We start from the raw sequence: 20,109 nt of genomic DNA, 5'->3' as shown, positions 1-20,109 counted from the left end.
GGAAGGCTTCAGGTGCAGCCCTGAACGGAGATCCGATAGCTGAACCCGAGGGCCGCCGGTGTGGTGGAGGAACCCACCCGGAAGTTCATCAACCGGGTACGCTTGCCCGGAACGGCCTGGAAGGGCCCGAACATCCGGCCCGTGCCGGGCTCGAACGTGGGTGTCTCATTGATCACCTGCAGGCTGCTGCCGTCGGTGAAGACCATGAAACCGGACACCGGGAAGCTGGCGCGCTCCGTGGAGGCCGATGTGAAGAAGAAGCGATAACTGCGGAAATCGCGATCGACAACGAAGTCGGTGTTCCAGTTGGTGCGGCCCACGAGCCGGTCCGGCCCGATCCGCTTCGACACCACCGGATTGCCGCCACCGCCGAGCGGCATCAGGAAGCGGCAGCCGGCCTGGGCGGCGGGCACGCCGGTCGCGGCCATGGTCAGGGCGGAGAGCAGAACGGGGGTGATCGCGCGAATCGCCGTCATGGAGCGTTCAGACCAGGCCAGGCCCCGCATCATGACAGCCGGCCCCTGGCATCGACAGGGACGGGACCGCTTCACCCCAGTTCGTCGCTGCCGGCGAGTCGATCCGGGGCCCCCGGCTGCTGGCGTTCCGACTGGATCCAGAGGGCCACCATCCCGGCGATGGGAATCGAGAGAAAAATCCCCAGCAGGCCAGCGACCCGCTGCCCGATGAACAGCGACAGGAAAAGGATCACGGGATTGAGCTCCATCGCCCGGCCCATCACCCTGGGGCGGACGATGTTGTCCTGAATCTGGCCGAAGAGCAGGGCCGCAATGAACGCCCGCAGCGCGATTTCCCCTCCCTGGGAAGCCAGCACCATCACGGAGATCAGGATGATGCCCAGGGTGGCCCCGATCCCTGGGATGACATCAAGCACGCCCATGGTCACCGCCAGAATCAGGCTGTATTTCACCCCAAGAAAAGGGAACACAACAGCGATCGAGACCATGAGAAACACCATCAGCAGCAACTGGCCGCGGATGAAGCCGACAACACTCTGGCGAAAGATCAAGGCAAAGCGTTCGCGATGGACCTCCGGAATCAGGTTCAGAAACCCCCGCCAGAGCTTCTCTCCATCGATCAGCATGTACAGGCTGATCACCGCTCCGAAGATCGTCGTGAACACCCCGGAAAAGACGTTCTGGAGCAGTCCCAGCCCCGTCACCAGCCCCTGCTGCAGGAGGCTGGTCACCCGTTCCAGTCCATAGCGCTCCAGATAGGCCTGCAACGGCGTGAGGTCCTGCTGCCGGAGGGTGCCCTGGAGATCCAGCAGCAGGCCCTGGCCCTGGTTGAGCACCTGCAGTCCGATTCCGGTGATCAGGCCCACCAGGAGCAACAGGGCGACCAGGCAGACGGCGGCGATCGCCCAGCCCCGCGGCAGCACCCGGCTGAGCCAGCCCACGGGCACATTGAGCAGCGCCGCGACGATGGCCGCCACGGTGAAGACCGCGATCGTGCCCGAGAAATAGTTGAAGATCACCACCGTGACCCCGATGCAGGCCACCAGGAGCAGGTAGCGCACCAGCTGGGGGGTTTGGAACATCCGCTGGCAGGCCCCCGCTGGTGGCTGGATGCTAGGCGTCACGCCTCTGGTGGCGATCGGCGCGGCCTGCCGTCAGTGGCTGGTCAGTGGCTGGTCTCCGGCCGGGAAGCGAACAGATTGAGGCCCAGCCGCTCGGAGAGGAAACGGGCCGTGAGCTGGCCGCGCACACTGTTGCCCGCCTCATCGAGGGGCGGCGCATAGGTGGCCAGCCCCCCCTTGCCGGGCGCCACGGTGATCATGCCGCCGGCCACGCCGCTCTTGCCCGGCAGGCCGGTGGCGTAAAGCCAGTCGCCGGAGGTCTCGTACAGCCCCGCCGTGACCATCACCGCCAGCACGTGCTGGCAGTGGATGGCCTCGATCACCTGCTCCCCGGTGACCGGCTGGCGGCCGCCGTTGGCCAGGGTCGCGGCCATCACCGCCAGGTCGGCGGCGGTGACGCTGAGGGAACACTGGCGGGTGTACAGCTCGGTGGCCTCGTCCGGATCCCACCAGATGCGGTCATGGTCACTGAGGAGCGTCGCCAGACCGGCGTTGCGGCGATTGGTGGCCAGCTCCGACGCGCAGACCTCGGCATCGATCTCCAGCCGCCGGCCGGCGAAGCGGGAGAAGCCGTCCTGGATGAAGGCCCACTTCGCCTCACTGCTGGCGCCCGGCGCCAGGCTGGTGGCGGCGATCGCCCCGGCGTTCACCATCGGATTGGAGAGGCCGTCGCCGCTGCGCTCCACCGCCAGCACGGAATTGAAGGGCAGGCCGGTGCTGTTGACGCCGAGCTTCTCGCGGGCCTCCTCCTCGCCGATCGCCTGGCAGATCAGGGCGAACAGGAACGGCTTGGAGATGCTCTGGATGCTGAAGGGCACCCGGGCCTCCCCCGCCTCGAACAACGCCCCGCCGCAGCTGGACACGCAGAGGCCGAAGTGGGCCGGATCCGCCGAGGCCAGCGCCGGGATGTAGTCGGCCACCTGGCCGTCGCGGACCGGTGCGAAGCGGTGATGGGCCTCCGCCACCAGCTCCTGCACCACCTCCGCGGTGGGCAGGTGACCGTTGGACACCCATTCGGACACGGACCACATGGTGGGAGACGGGGTGGAGGGTGAGAGGTTCCGCGGAGGGGCCGGGGGATCGCGCGATCAGTCCGGCGACGTCCGCTCCCAGGGGAAGCTGGGCAGGCGATGCAGCGCTTCCCGCTGGGCATCGCTCCAGGTCTCGACCATCGCGGCCAGCTCAGGCGCCTCGGGGTCGAAGGTCATGCGGTGGGTCACCACCAGGGCGTCGGCGGGAAGGATGGCCAGCTCGAACGGGGGGCCCACGGTGAGATTGGAGCGCTGGGTGAGCACCTCCGAGATCAGGCACAGCCGGGCGGCATCCTCGAGGGAGAGGTTGGTGTGGCCCACGTTGTCGAGCGGAGGCTTTCCATACTTCGTCTCCCCGATCTGCAGGTACGGCGTTTCCCGGGTGGCCTTGATGGCGTTGCCCTCGGCATAGACCAGATACAGCCCATGGGCCTCCCCGGCGATCTGGCCCCCCAGAAGGAAGGAGGCCCCGGCACTGGCCCCGGCCTTCTGCAGCGCAGGGCCGTTCTCCTGCTGCACCGCCACACTCACCCGGCCGATGTAGGCGGCCGCCTCGAACAGGTAATCGCAGGAGCGCAGCGTCTTGCCGTTCGAGCTGGAGTCCTCGGCAGGTAAGTCGAGATCCCGATGGATCCAGTTGACCACGGCCTGGGTGGTGGCCAGATTGCCGGCAGCGAGCAAGACGAACAGCCGGTCGGAGGCCGGCTGAAAAACGAACATCTTGCTGTAGCTTGAAATATAATCAACTCCTGCATTCGTGCGGGAGTCGGAGACCATCACCAGGCCTTTCTCCAGCCAGTAGCCGATGCAGTACGTCACTCCGTTCGGCCGCAAAAAACGTCTCGTGAGGCTAGCCCACGGTCAGGAAATCAACTGCCCGGAAGTGACCGGGATCACCGCGTGCCAGCCCCCTTGGTGGAACCGGCCCTCAGGGGGCGGCGGGAGGTGCCGTGGATGGGGCGGTGGGGTCGCTGACGTTGGCGCAGAGATCGAGAACGATCTGCTGACCCAGCGACCGCCCCAGCGGCACCGACCAGGGCTCCCAGGCCCCGTTCACCAGCCAGGCCTGGCGGAGGCTGCTGCAGTGCACTGCCACCGCCGTCGCCTGGGCCCGGGTGGGACCCACGTCCGCCTGGGTGGGTTGCACCAGGGTGACCCGCACCCCGCCGGGATGGAGTTTCCAGCCGCCCCAGTCAACGAGGGTGTTGCCATAGAAGCGCCAGCGGACCGCCTCGCCCGGCCTCTGCGCCCCCGGTGCAGGGGGGGCGGTGGGCGCTGGAGGTGTCACGGCCGGCGGCGTGGTCGGTGCCGGGGCCGGGGAGGTGGTGGCCGGGGGCGTGGCAGGGGATGCCGGCTTCGCGGTGGGGGCCGGTTTGGCGGCGGCCGCTGGCTTCGCCGTGGCCGCTGGCTTCGCCGTGGCCGCTGGTTTGGCGGTGGGCTTGGCGGCGGCCGCTGGCTTCGCCGTGGGCTTGGGAGCGGATGCCGGAGGGAGCTTCAGCCAGGCACCCACCTTGAGCTGGTCGGGCTTGAGCCCAGGGTTGGCCTTGAGAACATCCGCCACGGTGGTCCGATGGCGGGCCGCCAGGAGCGCCAGGGTGTCTCCGGCACGCACCTGCACGAGGCCCTTGGCCTGGGGCAGTTTCAGCTGCTGGCCGATCTGCAGCTCCTCGGGCTTGGTGATCCCGTTCAGACGGATCAACTCCTGCACCCTCACCCCATAGCGGGCGGCGATGGCCTCCAGCGTGTCGCCCTGAACAACCTTGACGGTGCGCGCCGGCGGGGCCGTCTGGCTGAAGGCTCCGGGGCTGAAGCTGAGACCGGTGAAGGAGAGAAAAAGGGCGGCAAGAGCAGCCCCGGTCGCCGATGCCTGTCGACCCACCATCCCCTCACTTCCTGAATCTGCAAGCTATCAGAAACGGACGCCAGCCCGGAGTCGGCCCATGCCGGAGCCTGCCGATCGTCATCCGAACCGTTGCACGCAACCTCGCAACATTTCATCAAGCAGGGATACAACAACCCCGCGACGAAAGGGCCCTCCGCCGATCGGTGCCATCGCTTCGGCACCGCCGTGACCGGCGCCAGGGAACGCCCAGCAGCGAAGGCGGGGATGAAGCCACCGGCCTCAGCCGCGGAGACGCCACGGTGCACTCCCCGGACGTCACGGTGCCGCCGCCGCCAGCAGAAAGGGGGGAGCGGCCGCCGGCAACAGGGCGATCACCGGCGCTCGCCGTTGCCGGCGGGCGGCGCCATCGAGGAGGGCGGCCAGGGCCAGGGCTCCGTCGATGACGACCAGGACGGCCCAGACCAGCAGCAGCACCAGTTCGGCCAGCACGGTCCTCTCCCTGGCCGCAGGGGTTGGCACCGGCTTCGAAGGTTCCGCTTCCAGAAGCTCCGCTTTCGGAGGCTCCGTCGTGGCGGTCACCGTGACGGCGGGCTCGCCGGCCTCGACCTCCGGTGCGCGCGTGGCCATCGCTGCTGCGACAGGCAAGGCCGTCGCCTCCGGCACGGCGGGCACGGCGGCCCTCGCCGGCTCGGCTCTGGGCAGAAACAGCAGGGCCGTGGGGGGCTCGCCCGGCACGGGCCAGGGCGGGCGGGTGGGCCGCCGGCCCCTGGTCTTCGCCTGCTGCTCCCGCAGCCGTTCGGCAAGCGTCGGCAGCATGGGATGGCTCCTCAATCTCCTGTAACGATCCTCACGGCCTCGCCCGGCCACCGCAATGGAGCCGGCGGAGCGCTGCACGTTTCGTTACATCGAGCCGCTGGGCTGGTCGCCGGCGGCGGCCAGGTCGGCCTCCCCAGGGTCGGACTCGCCGAACCAGCGGGCCTCCAACGCCTTGACCACCACATAGAACGGCGGCACCACCCCCAGCGACAGCACCGTGGCCACCAGCAGGCCGCCGAAGATCACCGTCCCCAGGGACTGCTGGCTGTTGGCGCCTGCCGTGGTGGCCACCACCAGGGGCAGGAAGCCGGCCAGGGCGGCGATGGCCGTCATCAGGATCGGCCGCAGCCGGGACTCCGCCGAGGCGATGGCGGCTTCGGCGGCGGTCATGCCCTCCTTCATGTGCTGTTCGGCCACCTCGACGATCAGGATGCCGTTCTTGGCCGCCAGCCCGATCAGGGTCACCAGACCCACCTGGGCATAGATGTTGAGGTCGATCGAGCGCAGGGCCAGGAACACCAGGGCACCGAGCATGGCCAGGGGCACGGTCATCAGGATGATCACCGGCGTCACGTAGCTCTCGTACTGGGCCGAGAGCACCAGGTAGACCACCAGGATCCCGAGGCCGAACACCAGCACGCTGGCGTTGCCCGCCGACAGCTGCAGGGCCGCCAGGCCGGTGAAGGCATAGCCGATGTTGTTGAAGTCCTGGGCACGGAACAGATCCTGGATCAGGGTCAGGGCCTGCCCGGAACTCTTGCCGACCGCCTCGGCCCCCTGGATCAGGATGGTGCGGTAGAGGTTGAAGTGGCTGATCACCGGCGGCGCGCTGGTGAGTTCGGCGGTGGCGAACTCCGACACCTGAACCAGCTTGTCGTCGTTGCTGCGCACGTAGAAACTGAGGACATCCTCCAGGGATTTGCGGTTCTCGGCCGCCGCCTGCACGTAGATGTTCCTGACCTGGCCGCTCTCGTAGGTGAGCCCCGAGTAGTTGCTGCCGGCCAGCACGGCGATGGTCTGCATCGCCTGCTGGAAATCGACGTTGAGGGCCCCGAGGATCGAGCGGTCGATCTTGAGGCCGAACGCCGGGGCGCTGGGGATGAACTGGGTGTAGAGGGTGGAGAAGCCGCCGCTGGCCGTGCCGGCCTGGATCAGCTGCTTGGCCTGGTCATCGAGCTGGTTGAAGGTGAAGGCCCCGTTGCTGAGGTCGTTGAACTGGAAGTAGAAGCCCCCCTGGGCGGAGAACCCCGGGATGGCCGGCGGCTGGGCCGCCACCGCCATGCCGGAGCTGATCTGGCTGAGCTTGGCGTTGAGCCGGTTGACGATCGCCGGGGCCTTCTGGTCGGCCCGGCTGCGCTCCTCGAGCGGCTTGAGGCCGAAGAAGAAAACCCCCTGATCCGGGCTGGCGCCGTTGAAGCCATAGCCGCTCACCACCGAACCGGCGATGATCTCTTCCTCGGCATTCAGCACCTTGGCCACCTCCAGGGCGGTGCCCTGGGTCTGGCTGAGGGAGGCGCCGTTCTGGAGCTGGAAGATGCCCATGCCGTAGCCCTGGTCCTCCTCGGGGATGAAGGCGGAGGGCAGGGCGGTGAAGGCGAACAGGGTGAGGGCGATGCCACCGCCCAGACCCACCAGGATCCAGCGGCGCCGGGCGATCAGGGCCCCCACCAGAGAGGCATAGCCGCGCTCCAGGCGCGTGAAGAAGGCGTTGAAGCGGGTGAAGATCCAGACCAGATTGGCGCCGGCCAGCACACCGCCGACCACACCGATCCCATAGGTGATGCTGCCGAAGGAGGCGGCACTGAAGCGTCCGAAGGCCAGACCCACCACCACCCCGCCGATGATGCCCACCACGCGTCCTGGCGGCGCTGATTTCTGGCTCCGCAGCAGCAGGGCCGAGAGCATCGGGGAGAAGGTGAGGGCGTTGAAGGCGGAGATGGCGATCGAGAAGGCGATGGTGAGGGCGAACTGGCGGTAGATGATGCCGATGCCGCCGGGGTAGAAGGCCACCGGCACGAACACCGCCATCAGCACAAGGGCGGTGGCCACCAGGGCGCCGAACAGCTCCCCCATGCATTCCATGGCCGCCTGGCGGGGACGCATCCCCTTCTCCAGGTTCTTCTCCACCGCCTCGATCACCACGATGGCGTCATCCACCACCAGGCCGGTGGCCAGCACCAGGCCCAGCAAGGTGAGCTGGTTGATCGAGAAACCGAAGATCTTCACGAAGGCGAAGGTGCCGATCAGGGAGATGGGAATCGCCAGACTGGGCACCACCGTGGCCCGCCAGTCCTGCAGGAACAGGAACAGGATCAGCAGCACCAGCACGATGGCCAGGCCGAGGGCATCCACCACCCCCTCCACGGCCGACTCGATGAACTGGCCGATGTTATAGATCTCGAACACCTTGACGCCGGGGGGGACGCTCTGGGTGAACTGGTTCATCACCTGCACCACCTGATTCGAGACATCAAGGGCGTTGCTCTCGGGGGTCTGGAAGACGGCGACCGTGATCGAGGGGTGGCCTTCGATGCTCACCGCCTGCTGGGCGAAGGTGTTGGTGCCGTAGGTGGCTTCGCCGACATCCTTGAGACGCAGCAGGTTGCCGGTGGAGGTGCGGCCGACGATCAGATTGTTGAGCTCCTCGACGGACACCAGATTGCCGTTGTTCTCCACCAGGATCGGGTAGGCGAACTTCTGGTTGCCCGCGGCCGGCGGACCGCCCACCAGGCCACCGATGGCGACGCTGTTCTGGCTGGCCACCGCGTTGACCACCTGATCGGCGGTGAGGTTGTTGGCGGAGAGCTTGTTGGCATCGACGAACAGCCAGAAGGCCGGATTGCTGCCCCCCAGCAGGTTGACGGTGGCCACCCCCGGCACCCGCTCCAGCTGGAAGTAGAGATTCTGATAGATCAGGCCGTTGAGGTAGGAGGCATCGAACTGGCCTTCCGTCGATGTCACCTGATAGGCCAGCAGGATCGACGGGGTGCTCTGCATCACCGAAACCCCGGTGGCCTGCACCTGCTGGGGCAACTGGGGCATCGCCAGGGAGACGCGGTTCTGCACGTTCACCTGGTCGATGTTGATATCCGTCCCTTCGTTGAAGAAGACCTGAATCGTGCTCGTCCCCGACATATTGCTGGTGGAGGAAATGTAATTCGCTCCTGGGACGCCGTTGATCTGCTGCTCGATCGGGTTGGTCACCGCCTGCTCGGTGACCAGGGAATTGGCGCCCCCGTAGTTGGAGGTGACCTGGATCAGGGGTGGGGCGATATTGGGAAGATTCTCGATCGACAGCGTGGGGATGGCGATCAGGCCCACCAGCACGATCAGGATGCTGCAGACGGTCGTCAGAACCGGCCGCTTGATGAAGTTATCGGAGAACGACATCGCAGTTCAGCTCGCCGCCGGGGCTGCGGCCGGGGCCGCCGCCGGGGCCGGGGCCCGCCGCACCGGCATGCCGGAGCGCAGCAGGGCCGTGTTGCTCACCACCACCTCATCCCCCTTGGCGAGGCCGGAGAGCACCGGGTAGGCGTTGTTCTGCAGCTTGCCCAGCTTCACCGCCGTCTGGACCACCACCGGCGTGGTGCCGGGCAGCTTCTCCAGCTTCTGCTTCTGGGCCGGCAGCAGCTGGTCCGAGGCCTTGATCTGGGGCAGGACCGTGGAGAGGGGCAGCACCCGGTACACGAAGGGCTGCTGGGCCTGCATCATCACCGCCTCCACCGGCACCGCCAGCTGGTCGCTGCTGCCGGTGATGATGCGGTTGCGCACGTACTGGCCGGTCTTCAGCACCCCCGTGAGATTGGGAAATTCCGCCTTCACCAGCACCGTGTTCGGCTGGCCCGAGGACTGGGTGGCATTGGCGAAGTAGGGGGAGACGAACACCACCCGGCCCACCCCCCGCACCGGAGGATTGCCCTGGCTCTCCACCTGCACCGGCTGACCGATCTTCACCTGGCTGGACTGGGTGGCCGGCACATCCATTAGGGTCCAGAGGGATGAGTTGTTGACGATGCCCGTGATCGCCTGGCCCTGGCGCACGTAATCCCCCAGCTTGACCGAATCGAGGTTGCCGATCTGCCCGTCGATGGGGGCGGTGACGAACTTGTAGCCCAAGGTGGCGGCGCTGGAGCGGGCCTGGTCGCGGCTCTGGATCGCCTGGGTGATGTAGAAATCCCGGTCCTTGGTCGAGACGGCCCCCTGCTCGTTGAGGAAGACGTAGCGCTCGGCATTGACGCGATCCTTGATCGCCTCGGCCCGGTCGGAATCGAGGGTGGCCGACTCCTGCACGTTGTCGAGCACCAGGATCGGCTGGCCCGCCTTCACCTGCTGGCCCTCCCGGGCCAGGATCCGCACCACCCGCCCGTCGGACTGGGGCCGCATCACCACGTTGGAGGTGGACTCGATGGTGCTGATGGTCTCGATGCCCGGCGTGAAGCGGAACTCCCCCACCGTCACCGTCTGGACCACCAGGGGCGGCCTGGCCTCAGGGGCGGCGGAACCGCAGGCGGCCAGCAGCCACGTCAGGGGAAGGAGAGAGGGGAGAGCCTGCCAGCGCACCGGACCGGGGTCATACCTCCGCAAGGTACCGGAAAAGGCCCGTCCGCCCCACTGGTCCGGAGCGCCATGCGGCCCCTCAGGGGCGGGGGCCGGGCTTGCCGCCCCGGCCGTGGTGCCGGTGGTAGTCCGGCTCCGGGTTGGATTCCTGCAGCTGGCGCACCGCTTCCACCGCCATGCCGGCCACCACACCGAAGCCGCCGAGCACCACGGTGCTCCAGAACAGGGCCTGGGGCGTGACCCGCAGGGGGGTGTGGGCCACGATGGAGCGCAGGAACTGGGCGATGGCCAGACCCACCAGACCGGTGAGCATGCCGGCGCAGAGCACCCGGCGGCCGCTCAGCGGTGGGCAGGGGGTCGGCATCAGGACCCCAGGCCCGGGGTGGCTTCGGCCTCGACGGGTGGCGATCCGGCGGTGAGCTGCTTCATGACGACGTAGAACACGGGCACCACGAACAGGGACAGCACCGTGGCCACGGCCAGGCCCCCGAACACCACCGTACCCAGGGACGCCTGGCTGCGGGCACCGGCGCCGCTGGCCAGCACCAGGGGCAGGAAGCCGAACAGGGAGGAGATGGCGGTCATCAGGATCGGCCGGAACCGGGACTGGGCCGAAGCCCGCGCCGCCTCCAGCGCGGAGGCTCCCTCCTGCATGCGCTGGTTGGCGAGATCGACGATGAGGATGCCGTTCTTGGCCGCCAGACCGATCAGCATCACCAGGCCCACCTGGGCGTAGATGTTGAGCACCTCACCCCGCAGGGCCAGGAAGGCCAGGGCCCCGAGCATGGCCGTCGGCACGGTCATCAGGATGATCAGGGGGTCGCTGTAGCTCTCGTACTGGGCCGAGAGCACCAGGTAGACCGTGAGGATCCCGAGGGCGAAGATCACGATCGCCAGGGCTCCGGCCTTCACCTCCTCCCGCGAAATGCCGGTCCAGTCGTAGCCGACACCTGTGGTGGAGAGGTTGTCGAAGATGTCCTGGATGTCCTTGATGGCCTGGCCGGAGCTGCGGCCCGGCAGGGCGGAGCCCTCCACCTTGATCGAGCGGAACAGGTTGAAGCGGGGAATCACCGACGGCCCCGTGGTCGACTCGACCGTGATGAACTCCGACAGGGGAATCTGGTCGCCGTTGGCATTGGGCACATACAGCGACTTCAGCTGATCCGGATCGGCGCGGTAACGCTCGTCGGCCTGCACGAAGATGCGGCGGACCCGGCCGGCATCGAAGGTGTCATTGACATAGAAGGAGCCGATGTTGAAGCTGAACGTCTGCATCGCCGTGCCGTAGTCGACGCCGAGGGCCGCCATCCGGTCACGGTCGACGAGGATCTGCAGCTGGGGGGCCTCGGGCGAGAACTGGGTGAACACCCTGTCGAACAGACCGCTCTGGTTGGCCTGGCTGACCAGCTGGGTGGCCGCCGCGAAGAAATCGGCCGAGGAGAGGGCACCGCCACTGCGGTTGAGCATCTGCATCTCGAAACCCGCGCCGGTGCCGTAGCCGGGGATGGCGGGGGGTTCGACCACGATGATCCGTGCCTCCTGGATCACCGAGAGCTTGCGGTTCAGCCGCTGGGTGATGGCCGCCACCGACTGCTCATCGGAGGTCCGATCGTCCCAGTTGCGGGTGCCGAAGAAGAACAGGCCCCGGTTGGGGGCGTTGCCATCGAGGCTGGCACCGCTGAACACCGCCGCCGTGGTGATGTCCTTCTCGCTGCGCAGGATCTCGGCCACCCGCTGGTTGATGCGGCGTGTCGTCTCCAGGGAGGCGCCGTCGGGGGCCTGGACGATGCCGATGGCGTAGCCCTGGTCTTCGACCGGAACGAAGCCCGTCGGGATCGAGGTGAAGGCGAACCCGGTGAGCACGATGCCACCGGCCAGCAGGACCATGATCAGCCGGCGCTTGCCCAGCACCCAGGCCAGCCCGGCGTGGTAGCGCCGTTCGACGCCGGCATAGAGAACGTTGAAGCGGCGGAAGATGAACGGGGCGCCCCAGCCGAGCAGGCCGCCGATCAGCGTGTAGATCAGCACCTCCAGCGGGCTGTTCAGCTTTCCGAGCATCACGGCCGCGACGGCACCGCCGATGGCGAACGGCAGCCGCAGCGGCAGGCCGGTGAGCAGGTGCAGGCCATAGCCGATCGCCGCGGCCAGGGCCAGCACGCCGAGGGCCACCAGGATGCCGCCGCCGCTGGCCAGCAGCCCGTACACGAAGCCGATGAAGACACCGGAGATCGCATAGGTCCGCCGGCTGGGGGGCTCACCCTCCCGGGCCAGCAGCAGGGCCGAGAGCATCGGCGAGAAGGTGAGGGCGTTGAAGGTGGAGATCAGGATCGAGAAGATGATCGTCGCGGCGAACTGCTTGTAGATCGTCCCGGTGGCCCCGGGGAAGAACAGCACCGGCACGAACACCGCGAACAGCACCAGGGAGGTGGCGATCACCGCCCCGAACAGCTCGTCCATGGTGGACTTGGCGCTCTCCAGGGCGGTGAGACCGGAGGCTTTCTTGGTGGAGGTGTCCTCGATCACGGTGATGGCGTCATCCACCACCAGACCCGTGGCCAGCACCAGGCCGAACAGGGTGAGCTGGTTGAGGGTGAAGCCGAAGGCCTTCACGAACAGGAAGGTGCCCACCAGGGCCACCGGAATGGCGATGGCCGGCACCAGGGTGGCCTTCCAGTTCTGCAGAAACAGGAACAGGATCAGCACCACCAGCACCACCGCCTCCCGCAGGGCGGTGGTGACTTCGTCGATCGAGGCTTCGACAAACTCGGTGTTGTCGTAGATCTTCTGGATCGTCATGCCGACCGGCATGGTGGCTGCGAACTCCTTGATCACCTCCTCCACACCACTGGAGACATCGAGGGCATTGCTGCCGGTGAGCTGGTAGACGGCCATGCCCACCGAGGGAACACCGCGCAGGTCGGTGGCCTCGATGTCGAAGGATTCACCCCCCAGCGTCACCCGCCCCACGTCCCGCAGACGCACCAGGCCGCCGTCGGCGGTGGAGCGCAGGATCATCGAGCCGAACTCCTCGGTGTTGCGCAACCGCCCCTGCAGCTGCACGGTGAGGGTGAACTGCTGGCCCTCGGGGGAGGGGGCACCGCCGATGCGGCCCACGGGCACCAGCCGGTTCTGGCTGCGCAGAGCCGCGACCACATCGGCGGCGGAGAGCTTGTTGGCCGCCAGGCGATTCGGATCCAGCCAGAGGCGGAAGGCCAGCTGCCGGTTGCCGAAATAGGTGAGTTCCCCGACACCGGGCACGCGGCGGACCGCATCGGTGAGGTTCTGATCGAGCAGGCCGCTGATCGTCTCGAGGCTGAACTGGTTGTTCGGATCCTCGCTGGTGAAGTTGTAGACGAGCAGGATCGAGTTGGAGGCCTTGTTCACCGTGATGCCGGACTGGCGCACCTCCTCCGGCAGGCTCGGCTGGGCCAGGGACACCCGGTTCTGGACGTTCACCTGGTTGATGTCACCGTCGCTGCCGCTGGCGAAGGTGACGGAGATGGAGCTGGAGCCATCGGCCGCACTGGTGGAGGTGATGAACTCCATGTTCTGCACCCCGTTGATCTGCTGCTCGAGCACGCTGGTGACGCCCTGCTCGACACTGACCGCGTCGGCGCCCACATACCGGGAGGTGACCCTCACCGTGGGCGGGGCGATGTCCGGCAGGCTCTCGATCGGCAGCAGCGGGATCGCGATCAGGCCGGCGATCACGATCAGCAGGCTGCACACCGTGGTGAGCACCGGCCTGAGGATGAACGTGTTCGAAGGGGACATCAGGCGGGGCTCAGTTCACCTTGACGGGCGCGCCGTTGCGGAGGTTGATCAGGTTGGTGGTGATGACGCGGGTGCCGGGCTGGAGGCCCTTGAGCACCGGATAACGGTTGTTCTGGAGCGGGCCCAGCTGCACGGGGGTCTGCAGGGCGAAGCTGGTGCCGGCGGGGAGCTTCCGGGCCACCGCCAGGTCGGCACGGCCGGGGCGCCGCTCCAGATCGGCCAGGCTGCCCACCTCGTAGACGAAGCTCTGGCCGGAGATCTGGGTGACGGCCGCGAAAGGAACCGACAGCTCCTGGCGGCTGTCGAGCACCAGCCGGGTGCGGGTGCGCAAGCCGGTGCGCAGCACCCCGCCGGGATTGGCGAATTCGGCCTTGGCCAGCAGGGACTGGGTGCCGGCCACCACGCCCGGATCGAGGGAGCCCACGACCCCCTGGGCCATCGGCTTGTTGGTGGCCGGATCCATGAGGATCACCGCCTGTCCCACCCGCAGGCGACTGGAGAACACCGCCGGCACATCCACGCGGGCCATCAGCCGGTCGTTGCGGATGATCGTGGTGAAGGGGTCGCCGGCGGCGATCACATCCCCCAGCTTCACCTGCACGTCGCCGACGGTGCCGGCGATGGGAGCCTTGAGGTCGCGGAAGGCCAGATCGGCCCGGCGCGCCACCAGGTCCTGCCGTGAGGAGAGGTACCGCTGGCGGAACTCATCCCGCTGGAAGGCGCTGGCGGCCCCCTGCCGCACCAGGTATTCGTAGCGCTCGTAGTTGAGCTTGTTGGTCTGGACCTCCGCCTCCAGGCGGGACACATCGGCGCGGGCCTGGGCCTGGTCGAGCACCAGCAGGATCTGGCCGGCGGCCACCTTGTCGCCCTGGCCGACGAGCAGCCGCTCGATCCGCCCACCGGCCTGGGCCGCCAGGCGCACCTCCTCGATGGCCTCGAGGGTGCTGACCGTGTCGACGTTGTCGGTGAAGGGGGCCAGGGTGGCCGGCTCGGCGCGCACCGCGAGCGGCGGCCGTGCGGGGGGAGCCTCTGCCTGGCAGGCCCCCAGCAGGGTGGCGCCCAGCAGGGCGGCGGCGGCCGCCGGAAGGGTGGTGCCGGAGCGTCGCAGGCGTCCTGTGGGTGCCCCGGGAAGAGGCGGCCTGCTCGGATGGCCGATCACGGGTTCAGCGACGGACAAGGCTTCCGCCAGACCGTACCGCTCCGGAGGCTCTCCCGGCGAGATGATGGGGCGGTGAGTGATCTGTTCTGGCATCAGGGCGAGCAGGCCAGGCGCAGGATCGCCCCGCTGGCGGATCGATTGCGGCCGCGCAGCCTCGACGACTTCGTCGGCCAGGCGGCGATCCTGGGCCCGGGGCGGCTGCTGCGTCGCGCCATCGCCGCCGACCGGGTCGGCAACCTGATCCTGCACGGCCCCCCCGGCACCGGAAAGACGACGCTGGCGCGGATCATCGCCGGCAGCACCCGGGCCCACTTCAGCAGCCTCAACGCCGTGCTGGCCGGCGTCAAGGACCTGCGCACCGAGGTGGACGCCGCCAGACAGCGGCTGGAGCACCACGGCCTGCGCACGATCCTGTTCATCGATGAGGTGCACCGCTTCAACAGCGCCCAGCAGGACGCCCTGCTGCCCTGGGTGGAGAACGGCACCGTCACCCTGATCGGCGCCACCACCGAAAACCCCTACTTCGAGGTCAACAAGGCCCTGGTCAGCCGCTCCCGCCTGTTCCGCCTCCAGCCCCTGGAGCCGGAGGACCTGCGCCTGCTGCTGGAGCGGGCCCTGGCCGATCCCGAGCACGGCTACGGCCAGCGCCGCGTCGCACTGGCCGAGGAGGCGGCCGCCCATCTCCTGGACGTGGCGGGGGGCGATGCCCGCAGCCTGCTCAACGCCCTCGAACTGGCGGTGGAGACCACCGAAGCCGACGCCGACGGAGTGATCCGCATCGACCTGGCCATCGCCGAGGAATCGATCCAGCAGCGGGCGGTGCTCTACGACAAACAGGGCGATGCCCACTTCGACACCATCAGCGCCTTCATCAAGTCGATCCGGGGCTCCGACCCCGATGCGGCCCTGTTCTGGCTGGCGCGGATGGTGGAGGCCGGCGAGAACCCGCGTTTCATCCTGCGGCGCCTGCTGATCTCCGCCGGCGAGGACATCGGCCTGGCCGATCCCCAGGCCATGGTGGTGGTGGAGGCCTGCGCCGCGGCCTTCGACCGGGTGGGGCTGCCGGAGGGGCTCTACCCCCTGGCCCACGCCACCCTCTACCTGGCCGGCACCGAGAAGAGCAACAGCAGCCTCGGCTTCTTCGATGCCGTCAAGGCGGTGCGCGAGGCCCGGCGCCAGCAGGTGCCTGCCCATCTGCGCGACGCCAACCGCGATGGCCAGGCCTTCGGCGACGGGGTGGGCTACCGCTATCCCCACGCCTATGCCGACCACTGGGTGGCCCAGCAGTACCTGCCGCGGGCCCTGCAGGGGGAGGTGTTCTGGCAGCCGGGGGCCCTGGGCTGGGAAGGGGGGCTGCGCCAACGGCTGCAGCAGCGGCGGGCCGCCCAGCTGGCCGCCGCGGCCGAAACGGCCGCCGACGATCGGGGCGACCTGCTCAGCAGCAGCCCGGACGACCCCCTGCTCAACCGCTGGCTGCAGCGCCAGGCCGGGGCGGAGGGCGAACGGCTCGACCGCCTGCGCCGCCGGTTCTGGGAGGACGCCGCCATCGGCCGCCTCGACCGGGTGCTGGTGCTGGAGGCCCACTCCCTGCTCTGGGCCCTGGATCCGCTCGAAGCGACCAGCGAGGGTGAGGTGGTGCTGGCCACGCCATCGGCGGCGGTGCACGATCGCCTCCAGGCCCAGCTACAGCTGCTGGATCAGCTGCGGCGCCCCCGCCTGCTGGCCGCGGCACCGGAGACGCCCGAGCCCCTGCAGGCCCTGCTGGAGCCATGGCCCCGGGGGGAGGGGCGCTTCGAATGGATCGCGGCCCGCCAGCCCTGGCGGAGCTGCACCGCCGAGCAGCGGCGGGCCTGGCTGGAGCTGCTCACGGCCCTGGCGGCCCCCGGCGCCGGGCTCCGCCTGCTGTTCACCCGACCCCTGCTGGGGCCGGCGGGCAGCCTGCGCGCCCATCTCGGCGGCAGCGATGCCGGCGACGCCCGGGACGCCCTCGAGACCGCAGCCTCCCGGGAACAGGAGTGGCGGGCGGGGGAGGGGGAGCTGGCCGAGAGGGTGCAGGAGAGCCTTGAAGCCCTGGGATGGAGCGTGCAGCGCCGCTTCTGGGAGGAGGCGCTCGACCTTCCCCTGGGAGACGCCGTGCTGGAGCGCTGGTTCGGCCGCCAGGCGAGTTACCGCGGGCATCTGGCCGTCGTGCTGCCGGCCCCTGACCTGCGGCGCCTGGAAGCCCTGTTCCGGCAGCGGCGCGGGGCCGCCCTACCCCAGCCCCTGGGGCACACCCTGCTGGTGGCCCGACGCGGCCCTGAGCCATGAAAAAAGCCCCGGCACAGGGCCGGGGCGTCCGTTGGGATGGGGGAGAACGTCTCCCCCGATGGCTCACCAGAGGCCGCGGACCGGCTCCTGCATCATCGGAGCGGGAGCAGCGGGGGTCTCGCGGACCATGGCGACGGGGTCGGCCATCTGGTTGGCCTGGATGCAGGCGGGCAGGAAGACGTACCAGGAGAGCAGGGAGGTGCACTGGGCGGTACCGGGTGCACAACGACCCTCGGCACAGATGTTCTGCGCACCGGTGTAGGTGTTGCAGAAATCAGCCAGACGGAAGTCGGTGGGCAGGGCCTTCATGATGCCGGCCGAGGAGATCGAACCATCCTTGGCATCGGAGATGATCGCCGACCGCAGAGCCTGAACCGCATAGGTGTTCATGCTGTAGTACGGGAAGTAGCTGTTGGTGGCGTTCTTCAGGAACTTCACGCCCGCATCGGAGTACAGGAAGCGGGACACCCCCACCAGATTGACGGCGTAGGTCTTGGTCATGCCCGACTTGACTTCGTCGGACGTCCAGCCGGAGCGGGCCAGACCGCCTTCCAGACCGCGGTCGGTGATGTCACCGGAGTCGAGGAAGGTGTCAAAGGCGGACTGGTGGGTGGACCACACGGCACCACCGGTGTTCCAGCGGACAGGCAGATCGTTGTCCACGGCCGCGGAAGCGGGAAGCACGGAGGCCGTGACGGCCGTTCCCACAAAGAGACCGGCGAGAATTCTCTTGAACACGGGAGGCGATGTTGACTTCGCTATCAACCTAGGCATTGGAGGTGATTCTGCCTACATCTCGTGTGCAGTTTCTTTGCCTCTCCACACAGAACGGAAAGCGGCACCCCCTGCCGGGGCCCGGGCGTGTGGGACCCGGGGGCTGCGGTGGGACCCGACGGGAGGCCCCATCCAGGAGCTTGCCCCTAGGGTGAAATGGTTGTCATTCGACCCAAGGTTCGACCCATGGCCCTGCAGGTGGGAGATCCAGCCCCCGACTTCACCCTCCCCGACCAGAGCGGTGAAGCCGTGTCCCTCGCCGCGCTGCGGGGCCAGCGGGTGGTGATCTACTTCTATCCGAAGGACGACACGCCAGGCTGCACAAAGGAGGCCTGCAACTTCCGCGACCGCTGGAGCGCCTTCGAATCCCACGGCATCCGGGTGCTGGGGATCAGCAAGGACGGAGCGGCCAGCCACGGCAAGTTCGTCGCCAAGTACGACCTGCCCTTCACCCTGCTGACCGACGCCGAGCCCTGTCCCGTGGCCGAGGCCTACGGAAGCTATGGACTGAAGAAGTTCATGGGCAAGGAGTACATGGGCATGATGCGCCACACCTTCGTCGTCGACGCCGACGGCAAGCTGGAGCGCATCTATCTCAAGGTGAAGGCCGAGGAGATGGCCGATCAGATCCTCACGGATCTGGGCCTGGGCTGAGCCGCGCCCTCCGGCCCAGCCGGACGCAGGGCCACCAGGGCCTCCAGACAGAGCTCGGGGTGGTGCCTCAGTGCGTTCCCCCCCAGCTCCGGCCAGCGCCGCAGCAGCGGCATCAGGGTCGGCCCGTCACCGCCGGTGAGCACGATCGGGCAGTCGCGCGCCCCGATCCTGGCCTGGCGGCCCGCCTCCCGCACCGCCGCCGCCAGCCCCTCCAGCACCCCCCGCTGCATGGCCGCCGCCGTGGCCAGCGGCCAGTCCTCCCCGCCGGCCTCCGGGGCCCCGTCCAGGCTGGGCAGCGCCGCGGTCCCCGCCCCCATGGCCGTCAGCTGCAGGGCGGCCCCCGCCATCAGCCGGCCGCCGGCGAAGCGGCCCTGCCCGTCCACCCGGGTGAGGCTCAGCACCGTGCCGGCATCGGCCACCAGCACCGGGCCGCCCACCAGCCGGTGCGCCCACCAGCCCGCCAGGGCCCGGTCGATGCCGAGCCAGGGGGGGGATCCGGCCAGGGGGACATCGTCAAGCTTCAGACGCGCTGCGTCGCTCAGGGCGGCCTCCGGGGGCACCGGGCCCACCGCCGCCCAGGCCAGGGGCGGCTCCACCGCCGAGGCCGGCGACGGCAGGTGGACAAACCGGAGGCCCGCCCCGGAAGAGCCGCCGCCGCCGTTGTCCCCGTCGGTCACGGCCCAGTGCCAGCGGCTGTTGCCGATCAGCAGCCAGCGGGGCTGGCGCCCCGCCACCTCAGATGCCCTCGCCCATCAGGCCGGGGAGGTGGATGCCGCACTCCTGCTGCAGGCCGCCGAAGCGGGTGGCCCGGCCGTTCGTGGTGCCGTCGTCAGGGGCGCTGGTGTGCCAGTCGCCGACGGTGGAATAGCCCTGCTCGAACAGGGGGTGCTGGGGCAGCTCGTGCTCCTGCATGTAATAGAAGACATCGCGGCGGCTCCAGGCGAGCAGGGGCCGCAGCGACCAGCGCTGGCGGACCGGATCCAGGCAGTGCATGGCGCCGCGGTGGTCGGTCTGGCCCGCCCGCACCCCGCTGGCCCAGCAGTGCACCTGCAGCTGCTCCAGGCCCCGGTCGAGGGGTTCGACCTTGCGGATGCGGTTGTAGGCGCGCATGTCCTCCGGCGTCCCCGTCTCCCAGAGCCGGCCGTGCAGGGCCTCCATCCGGGCCGGGCTCAGGTCGGCCTGCAGCACGTGCAGATCCAGCTTGAGGCGATCGCAGAGTTCGTCGGCGTAGCGGTAGGTCTCGGGCGGCAGGTAGCCGGTGTCGACCCAGAGCACCGGGATCGCCGGCCAGGCCCCGGAGCCGTCGAGGGCGCTGACCATGTGCAGCATCACCGCCGACTGGATGCCGAAGCTGGTGGTGACGGCGAAATGGCCGGCGAAGGCCTCCTGGGCCCAGCGCATCCGCCCGATCGCATCGAGGGGCTCCAGGCCGGCCCGGGCGGCGTCGAGATCGATGGCGGCGCCATGGCGATCGCGGGGCAGTGCCTGGAGAGCGGCATTCCGGTCTGCCGCACCCCCCGCGGGGCTGGTGGACGCCGTGAGAGGGAAGGACACCATCCACCCATCATCGCCCTTCGGCGGTCCGGTCGATGTGGTT

General features: G+C 68.8%; 16 protein-coding genes. 2 read left to right on the top strand and 14 right to left on the bottom strand.

The window, feature by feature from the left end; translation table 11 throughout:
- Positions 1-8 precede the first annotated feature (8 nt).
- The 11 genes from L107_RS02725 to L107_RS02675 form a co-directional block, all read right to left on the bottom strand.
- On the bottom strand, positions 9-506 hold the full coding sequence (locus L107_RS02725; RefSeq protein ID WP_236550466.1) for a hypothetical protein: 498 nt from the start codon (positions 504-506) through the stop codon (positions 9-11).
- A 41-nt stretch (positions 507-547) separates the two neighbouring features.
- On the bottom strand, positions 548-1,558 hold the full coding sequence (locus L107_RS02720) for an AI-2E family transporter (RefSeq protein WP_159816344.1): 1,011 nt from the start codon (positions 1,556-1,558) through the stop codon (positions 548-550).
- Between the two features lie 83 nt (positions 1,559-1,641).
- Positions 1,642-2,628, bottom strand: coding sequence for a glutaminase A (gene glsA, locus L107_RS02715; RefSeq protein WP_159816343.1), 987 nt, complete (start codon positions 2,626-2,628; stop codon positions 1,642-1,644).
- 57 nt (positions 2,629-2,685) lie between these two features.
- The gene (locus L107_RS02710) at positions 2,686-3,348 is read right to left on the bottom strand and encodes a 20S proteasome subunit A/B (protein WP_236550465.1); all 663 of its coding nucleotides are present in this window, start codon (positions 3,346-3,348) and stop codon (positions 2,686-2,688) included.
- A 208-nt stretch (positions 3,349-3,556) separates the two neighbouring features.
- Positions 3,557-4,510 carry a LysM domain-containing protein gene (locus tag L107_RS02705; protein ID WP_236550464.1) on the bottom strand — a complete coding sequence of 318 codons (954 nt, stop codon included), beginning with the start codon at positions 4,508-4,510 and terminating at the stop codon, positions 3,557-3,559.
- 276 nt (positions 4,511-4,786) lie between these two features.
- Positions 4,787-5,287 (bottom strand): hypothetical protein, encoded by a 501-nt coding sequence (locus L107_RS02700; RefSeq protein WP_159816340.1) that lies wholly within the window; start codon positions 5,285-5,287, stop codon positions 4,787-4,789.
- An 84-nt stretch (positions 5,288-5,371) separates the two neighbouring features.
- A complete protein-coding gene (locus tag L107_RS02695; protein WP_159816339.1) occupies positions 5,372-8,677 on the bottom strand; it encodes an efflux RND transporter permease subunit in 3,306 nt (1,101 codons plus the stop codon).
- A gap of 6 nt (positions 8,678-8,683) precedes the next feature.
- Positions 8,684-9,847, bottom strand: a complete 1,164-nt coding sequence (locus L107_RS02690) for an efflux RND transporter periplasmic adaptor subunit (protein WP_236550463.1) — start codon at positions 9,845-9,847, stop codon at positions 8,684-8,686.
- A 76-nt stretch (positions 9,848-9,923) separates the two neighbouring features.
- On the bottom strand, positions 9,924-10,208 hold the full coding sequence (locus tag L107_RS02685) for a hypothetical protein (RefSeq protein WP_106222971.1): 285 nt from the start codon (positions 10,206-10,208) through the stop codon (positions 9,924-9,926).
- The gene (locus L107_RS02680) at positions 10,208-13,618 is read right to left on the bottom strand and encodes an efflux RND transporter permease subunit (RefSeq protein WP_159816337.1); all 3,411 of its coding nucleotides are present in this window, start codon (positions 13,616-13,618) and stop codon (positions 10,208-10,210) included. The genes L107_RS02685 and L107_RS02680 overlap by 1 nt, the downstream gene beginning before the upstream one ends.
- Before the next feature lie 10 nt (positions 13,619-13,628).
- Positions 13,629-14,795, bottom strand: coding sequence for an efflux RND transporter periplasmic adaptor subunit (locus tag L107_RS02675; protein WP_236550462.1), 1,167 nt, complete (start codon positions 14,793-14,795; stop codon positions 13,629-13,631).
- Between the two features lie 54 nt (positions 14,796-14,849).
- Here L107_RS02675 and L107_RS02670 point away from each other — a divergent pair, with 54 nt between their 5' ends.
- Entirely contained in the window at positions 14,850-17,084 is a 2,235-nt protein-coding gene (locus L107_RS02670; protein ID WP_159816336.1) for an AAA family ATPase, read from the top strand.
- Positions 17,085-17,147: 63 nt separating this feature from the next.
- Here the strand turns inward: L107_RS02670 and L107_RS02665 are convergent, their stop codons facing one another.
- On the bottom strand, positions 17,148-17,858 hold the full coding sequence (locus L107_RS02665) for an alpha/beta hydrolase (RefSeq protein WP_159816335.1): 711 nt from the start codon (positions 17,856-17,858) through the stop codon (positions 17,148-17,150).
- A 186-nt stretch (positions 17,859-18,044) separates the two neighbouring features.
- Here L107_RS02665 and bcp point away from each other — a divergent pair, with 186 nt between their 5' ends.
- On the top strand, positions 18,045-18,512 hold the full coding sequence (gene bcp, locus L107_RS02660; RefSeq protein WP_159816334.1) for a thioredoxin-dependent thiol peroxidase: 468 nt from the start codon (positions 18,045-18,047) through the stop codon (positions 18,510-18,512).
- On the opposite strand, the gene L107_RS02655 is transcribed toward bcp, so the two are convergent.
- Both L107_RS02655 and L107_RS02650 read right to left on the bottom strand, forming a co-directional pair.
- Positions 18,482-19,246 carry a type III pantothenate kinase gene (locus L107_RS02655; protein WP_159816333.1) on the bottom strand — a complete coding sequence of 255 codons (765 nt, stop codon included), beginning with the start codon at positions 19,244-19,246 and terminating at the stop codon, positions 18,482-18,484. The two genes, bcp and L107_RS02655, sit on opposite strands and share 31 nt — an antisense overlap.
- Position 19,247: 1 nt before the next feature.
- Positions 19,248-20,069, bottom strand: a complete 822-nt coding sequence (locus L107_RS02650; RefSeq protein ID WP_159816332.1) for a phosphoadenylyl-sulfate reductase — start codon at positions 20,067-20,069, stop codon at positions 19,248-19,250.
- Positions 20,070-20,109: the final 40 nt, after the last annotated feature.

It is taken from the genome of Cyanobium sp. Copco_Reservoir_LC18, assembly GCF_009834675.1.
In the GTDB taxonomy this organism is placed as follows: domain Bacteria; phylum Cyanobacteriota; class Cyanobacteriia; order PCC-6307; family Cyanobiaceae; genus Cyanobium; species Cyanobium minutissimum.
The sequence above is the reverse complement of the archived record's forward strand: the minus strand, read 5'-3'. Positions and strand labels throughout refer to the sequence as shown.